General features: G+C 49.0%; 1 protein-coding gene. It reads right to left on the bottom strand.

Annotated features, from left to right (window positions below):
* Window positions 1-412: ABC transporter permease subunit (locus EDM56_RS30715; RefSeq protein WP_246009598.1), on the bottom strand; the 412-nt coding region annotated here is incomplete at its 3' end.
* Window positions 413-712: the final 300 nt, after the last annotated feature.

Below are 712 nucleotides of genomic sequence, written 5' to 3'. Positions count from 1 at the left end.
GCCGCAGCGCTTGAATGCTGGTCATCCCGACCGTATAAGCCGCCTCCAACTGACCCCGCTCGACGGAATCCAGGGCAGCGCGGAAAATCTCCGCCAAATAGGCGGACGTATTGAGGCTCAAGCCCATGATGACAGCCGTCAGGGCACCCATGGAATTCAGCTCGGGAAATAGCTGCGGCAACCCAAAATAAATGATGAAGAGCTGAACCAGCACGGGCGTCCCACGGAAAAAGGAAAGATACACCGTGGCCAGCTGCAGCAAGCCGGGCGTCTTGTTCCTCTGCACGAGCGCGATCAGAACCGCAATCACGACGGCAAACGCCATGGAAACGATGGACATCGCGACGGTGATCGGCACATACTCCAATAGATCAAAAAATGCTTCCGCCATGTATGCGAAATCAAACTTCACGTTTTGCACCACCTCCTTTTGCTGCGAACTGTCATGCGAAGTGCGTTCTTCGTTTCGCAATCCCCCCTTACAAACAAAAAAGGCACCACACTCTCGCAAAGAGAGCAGGTGCCTTTGGTTAACCAATCGGCTACTTATATCCTCAAATTCCGATTTTATTAATCGGGTATTTTCGAAAAATAATGTACCACTTGGTAAAGGAATATGTCAACGCGAAAATGCAAAATAAAAACGCTCCTCAAGTGACTGAATAGTTCATATGGTTTATAATGAAAGAACCACATTAGTATCGCTGGATTT

This window comes from Brevibacillus fluminis (assembly GCF_003710825.1).
GTDB lineage: Bacteria > Bacillota > Bacilli > Brevibacillales > Brevibacillaceae > Brevibacillus_D > Brevibacillus_D fluminis.
The sequence above is the reverse complement of the archived record's forward strand: the minus strand, read 5'-3'. Positions and strand labels throughout refer to the sequence as shown.